Source organism: bacterium, assembly GCA_040757115.1.
Taxonomy (GTDB): domain Bacteria; phylum UBA9089; class CG2-30-40-21; order CG2-30-40-21; family SBAY01; genus JBFLXS01.
Map to the genome: position 1 here is coordinate 1 of JBFLYA010000217.1, position 6,259 is coordinate 6,259.

The window sequence follows — 6,259 nt, forward strand, 5'->3', positions numbered from 1 at the left end:
ATAATTAATACAGGTAAATTTAAGCAAGACATGGAAGTAGTTAGTTTTATTGAGGGGTTTAACTTTAGCACTACCACCTTGCTTTCTTTATTACCATCACAAAAAGGAAATCTTAGCCTTAGCGCACCTATTCCAGCAAGTTTAACTGCTGGGTATTATTACGGTAGTGTCTGCGTCCAGATTGGTACTTCTTCTAAATATAAACAATTTAGTTTTTATATCCCGCAGGCAAAATTAGAGGTTAAAGTTAATGATAAAAGTTATCAGTTAGGGGAAACAGTAAATATTTATGTAAAGAATATCGGCGGTGTAGCGGATAGTTGGGATTATACTATAAGATTATTTGATACAATAGGAAATGAGGTTTATACAGGTGAAGGGAGTATAGATAATTTATTTCCAGCAGATGATGAGAGGATAATAGGATTTGATATTCCAGGTGGACTAATAACCGGAGATTATATCATAAGTTTAATTACGACTGCTCAACTTATACAGTTAAGAGAAAATTTTGATAGATATATCAGTATAGAAGGGATAGATGCAGATATGAGTATATGCACTGCTCAGAAGACATACTCTATTAATGAGCAAATTAATGTAAATGTAAAGATAGATAATAAAAATGACGCTATTGAAGGTGCTAAGTTGAGCCTGAAAGTAAGAAGTAATTATCCTGGGTGGCAGACTTTTACTGCATTGGAAAGAATTCGTGATATTAAAGTTGATGGTAATTATGTCTGGTTTGCAACTAATTTGATTGTGAAAAGATATAATAAGGTAGATAATAAGTGGGATGATTATAATAAGATACAAGATGCTAATACAATAGCAGTAGATGGGAGGTATATCTGGTTTGGGACATGGGATGGTGTATCACGATATGATAAGGAAACCAGTAGCTGGATAACTTTTAATATAGAAAATAGTGGGTTAGTGAGTAATCATATTAGGTCAATAGCAGTAGATGGGAAATATATTTGGCTTGGGACATGGGATGGTGTATCACGATATGATAAGGAAACCGGTAGTTGGACAACTTTTACCAAACAAAATAGTGGGTTAGTAAATAATGAGATTAGGTCAATAGCAGTAGATGGGAAATATATTTGGCTTGGGACATGGTATGGTCTATCACAATATGATAAGGAAACCGGTAGTTGGACAACTTTTACTAAACAAAATAGTGGGTTAGTGGATAATGAAATTATGTCAATAGCAGTAGATGAAAAATATATTTGGTTTGGAACAGGGTATGGTGTATCACGATATGATAAGGAAACCAGTAATTGGACAACTTTTAATGAAAATAGTGGGTTAGTGAGTAAGTATATTAGGTCAATAGCAGTAGATGGAAAATATATTTGGTTTGGAACATGCTATGGAGTATCACGATATGATAAGGAAACCGGTAGTTGGACAACTTTTACTAAACAAAATAGTGGGTTAGTGAGTAATGATATTAATTCAATAGCAGTAGATGAGAAATATATTTGGTTTGGAACAGACTATGATGGTGTATCACGGTATGATAAAGAAGGTTATAATTGGATAGATTTTACCCAACAAAATAGTGGGTTAGTGAGTAATGATATTATGTCAATAACAGTAGATGAAAAATATATTTGGTTTGGAACAGAGTATAAAGGTGTATCACGATATGATAAGGAAACCGGTAGTTGGACAACTTTTACCCAACAAAATAGTGGGTTAGTGAGTAATGATATTCATTCAATAACAATAGATGGAAAATATATTTGGATTGGAACAGAGTATGGTGTATCACGATATGATAAGGAAACCGGTAGTTGGACAACTTTTAATATAGAAAATAGTGAGTTAGAGAGTAATGACATTTGGTCAATAGCAGTAGATGGAAAATATATTTGGGTTGGAACATGTAAAGGTGGTGTATCACGATATGATAAGGAAACCGGGAGTTGGACAACTTTTACCCAAGAAAATAGTGGGTTAGAGACTAATTGTATCAGGACAATAGCAGTAGATGGAAAATATATTTGGATTGGAACATGGGATAATGATGTATCACGATATGATAAGGAAACCGGTAGTTGGACAACTTTTACCTCATACAATAGTGGGTTAGTGGGTTATAAGATTAGGTCAATAGCAGTAGATGGAAAATATATTTGGTTTGGGACACGCTATGGTGTATCACGGTATGATAAGGAAACCGGTAGCTGGACAACTTTTACCGAACATAGTATTATGTCAATAGCAGTAGATGGAAAATATATTTGGATTGGGACATGGGTGGGTGTATTACGGTATGATAAGGAAACCGATAGTTGGACAACTTTTACCCCAGCAAATAGTGGGTTAGTGAGTAATTATATTAACTCAATAGCAGTAGATGGGGAGTATATTTGGTTTGGAACAGAGTATGGTGTATCACGATATACTACAGCAGGGGATGTGATTTATGAAAAAGAGTATGAGATAACCTGTTTAGAATCAAGTATTAGTCAGGAAGTAATAAATATTGGTACTTTAAGTAGTGTAGGTAAGCTATATATTGAAGGAGTACTTACCTCACATAAAAATCAGAAAATAGCTATAGATATGAATTCATTCTATATATTTAAGTCAAATTTATACCTAACATTTGATACTGATAAAAAGGTGTATAAACCTGATGAGTTGATTACTATATCCGGAACTCTAACAAATAAAGGAGAGAATATAGAAGCAGGTGACTTAGAGTTAAAGGTAAAAGATAGAGATGTAATATTCAGGACGCCAATTAATCTTGGCTCTAACAGTAGTTATAGTTTCATTGCTACTACTACGGCTAATTCATCTTTTGTCTTAGAATGTATGATAAACGATGTAAAGGTGATAGATTATATCCTGGTAGAAGAGACAAAAGTTAATATAGAGATAATTACAAAACAGGCATTAACAAGAGGAACAAATACACTAATCATAAGGTTAAAGAATATAAGTAAAGTTGATGTAGTTATTAATCATTGGTCATTAGCTATTAGTGATATAAAGCAAGAGTTTGATACTATTAGTATTCCGTCTTTACAAACAGTGGTCAAAGAAATTAATTACCAATTACCAGTTACTGGTTACCAATCAGACTATGCTACAATTACCTTAGTTTTATCAGGAAATGTAAGTGGGACTTATACTAAGCAGGTAGAGTTTGGAGAGTTAGTAGATTTAAGTATTAATCCTGACTCAGTATATCCAATAGGGTATCTGGAAATACCGTTTGAGGTAGTAAATAGGGGTAAATTAGATTCGGAGTTTCCTGCGACATTTACGATATTCGCCACAGAGACACAGGGGCACAGAGAAATGTCAAATTCCAAATCTCAAACTACCAGGTTAGCCAATTACCCAGTTACCAAATTACCCGCTTGGTGTAAGGTAATGCCGAAGGTAGTGATCAGTGAGCAGAAGGCAGAGAGCAGAGTGCAGAGTGCAGAGAGCAGAGGGCAGAAGACAGAGGACAGAGGAGAGAAGACAGAAGACACCAGACACCAGACACCAAATCACCCGGTTACCAAATCTTCACTCGGCCCTATCATTTCGCAAGTCGGCCCTAATTCCATCATTCTTGCTTGTAAATTCTATGTTCCAGCAGGTGGCATGATTACAGGTAATCTAATATTTGAGTTAGAAGAGGAAGTGTATGAACTTGGATATGAGTATTTTCGTGGTACTGGAAGTGCTAAGTTCAAGGTAGCAAAAGAAAACATTGCTAAGATTAAGGGGTTAACCGTAGATAGTCCCCAGTTTAGAGTAAGGGTAGAAAATCCTGGCTCAAATGAGTTTAATGGAATGCTACAATTTGAAACACCGTTTTATCAAACCCAGACTTGTGTAAATCTTGATGCAGGCAAAGGTGCAACATATACGATTAAAATTCCAAATCTCAAATTCCAAATTCCAAACAAGTCTCAAATTCCAAACTCCAAATCCCAAATTACCCAATTACCCAGTTACTCAATTACCCAATCTCCCTTACCTGGAACTTATACTGCTAAGGCTGTAATTTTGTATGATGGAAATGAGGTAGATAAGGAAGAGATGGTATTTAGTTTAGAACCGAATTTTGAGATTCTGGATGTTAGTCATCTTGAATTAGCAGTTGGAAATGAAGGAACGATTAGCGTTGCAGTTAAGAATATTGGGATGGCTATGGGTGAGGCAAAGGTAAAGGTAAAGTTGTTGGATTTGCTGGATGAGGAAAAGGTGATTTGGTTAGCTCCGGAGGAAGTGGGGACGCTCAACTTCAGGTTATTTGTGCCATCAGATTTTGAGGAGGGAACTTATACAGGAGTGGTCAGTGAACAGTGGTCAGTGATGAGTAAAGAGTTTTCAGTAAGGATAGTTGGGATAAAGATAGATGTAGAAGCAAGTTTGGATAAGGAGTGTTATGGAGAGAATGAGATGGCTACCTTTACCTTGAGGGTAACAAATCTAAGTGATGCAGGTTTAGGCACATTAAACCTATCGGCAAAGGTAAAATTCAACGATTATGCAGAAACAAAAACAATTACATTAGGTTATTTACAACAGGCTGGAAGCCTATTTTACTTACCTATCAATCATACAGGTCAAAAACTTAATTTTGGTATATATTCTTTGGATGATAGGGCCATCTGGCTTGATGCCATTTATGTTCGACCAAAAGGAACACTTACAATAATTTCAGATAAGCAAATCTACAATCAAGGGGAAACTGTAACCTTAACCATAATCTCACTTGAGGCAGGCACTGTGAGTTTAACCACACCAGGAGAGCCTGCGAGTGATACAATTACATTTAACGGAGCAAGTAGTCAAACATTTGCATTCAATCTACCTGCACAAATGCTAAGTGGAACATATTATGTAAGTGTGGTAACCGCCCAGACGCAGAGACACAGAGAAATCTCAAATGTCAAATTATCCAATTTCCCTCTACTCTCTACTTCCTACTCTCTACTTCCTATTGATGTGCGAGGGATAGAGGTAGTAATAAAAGGAGCAAGTTTGGATAAAGCAGGGTATTCGTTTAATGAGGCATTTAAGGTCAAGATAAGTGTAGAGGTGAGTGAAGAATTTGAAGGGATGATAAAGGCATGGATAGATGAAGGAGATAATTGGACTAAGGTATATGAGAAAGATGAAACATTTGAAAGTGGAAGGCAGGTCTATGAGATAGTAAGTACTACAACTACATCCCCCAGACAAACATTAATCTATGGTATATATTTAGGAACACATACCTTAGTTACATCAGGAAGGAAGGGAATAAGTATCTACAACATTCCTGAAGAAATGGGTAAGATTATAGAGAAGGAGTGGCTAATGGTAGAAATAATGCCATCTGCACTAAGTAAAAACGCCTTGTTTGATTTTTTTAAGGTAACACAATATCCATCACCACCAGCAGGGATACAGCCAATAGGGTGTTATGAGTTTGTTATTTATGATAAGGATGTAGAGATAAAAAAAGATTTAAAGGTAACATATTTTTATGGACAAGAAGGCATAGAGTATGATATAATAAAAGATAGTTTAAAGGCATATTATATCAGGAATGGGGAGTGGGAAGTAGTCAGTAGCCAGGAATTGGATAAAGTGAATAATAAGTTAATATTTTATTTACCACATTTATCATTGGTAGGCATAGGTGCAAAGGTAAGTAAATCTTTAGGGGAGGTAATAGTTTATCCTAACCCGGCAAGGGAGCAAGTAACTTTTGGTGATAACTTACCAGCTACAATAATGGTAAGGATATTTAATATAGTCGGTGAAGAGGTATATGAATATGAGGGAGTAAGTAGTAGTGGTAAATGGCTCTGGAAGCTCCAGAATAAAGATAATGAGAAAGTAGCCAGTGGGATTTATATTTATGTGATTAGTAGTTCTGAAGGAGATAAGAAGGTAGGTAAGATAGGTGTGGTGAGGTAAGAAGGTAGGAAAGAAAGTAATGCCTCGATTATCGGGGGTAAAGAAAATAAAATTGAGTGAAGTTGGAAATTAGAAATTGGGAAGAGAAGTGAAAGCCTAATTTCCAATTTCTAATTTCAGTGTAACTATTCAGCCACTGATTAACACGGATTAGCACGGATAAATACAGAGGTCAGAGACGGGTTGTCCCCCGCTGGCGGGGGTTAGGGGGTTGTAAGTATGAAGATTCATTACAATCCGAAATTGAAAACTTACGCCAGAGAACTTAGAAAGCAAGGGGTTTTATCGGAAGTATTGCTTTGGAAGTATTTGAGAAGCAGAAAGA

General features: G+C 35.9%; 2 protein-coding genes. Both read left to right on the plus strand.

Features of this window, described 5'->3' with window-relative positions; translation table 11 throughout:
• Window positions 1–30: 30 nt before the first annotated feature.
• Window positions 31–5,934 carry a T9SS type A sorting domain-containing protein gene (locus AB1422_15215; GenBank protein MEW6620660.1) on the plus strand — a complete coding sequence of 1,968 codons (5,904 nt, stop codon included), beginning with the start codon at window positions 31–33 and terminating at the stop codon, window positions 5,932–5,934.
• Window positions 5,935–6,153: 219 nt separating this feature from the next.
• Window positions 6,154–6,259, plus strand: a 106-nt coding sequence (locus AB1422_15220) for a DNA methylase (GenBank protein MEW6620661.1), incomplete at its 3' end; no start/stop codon positions are given.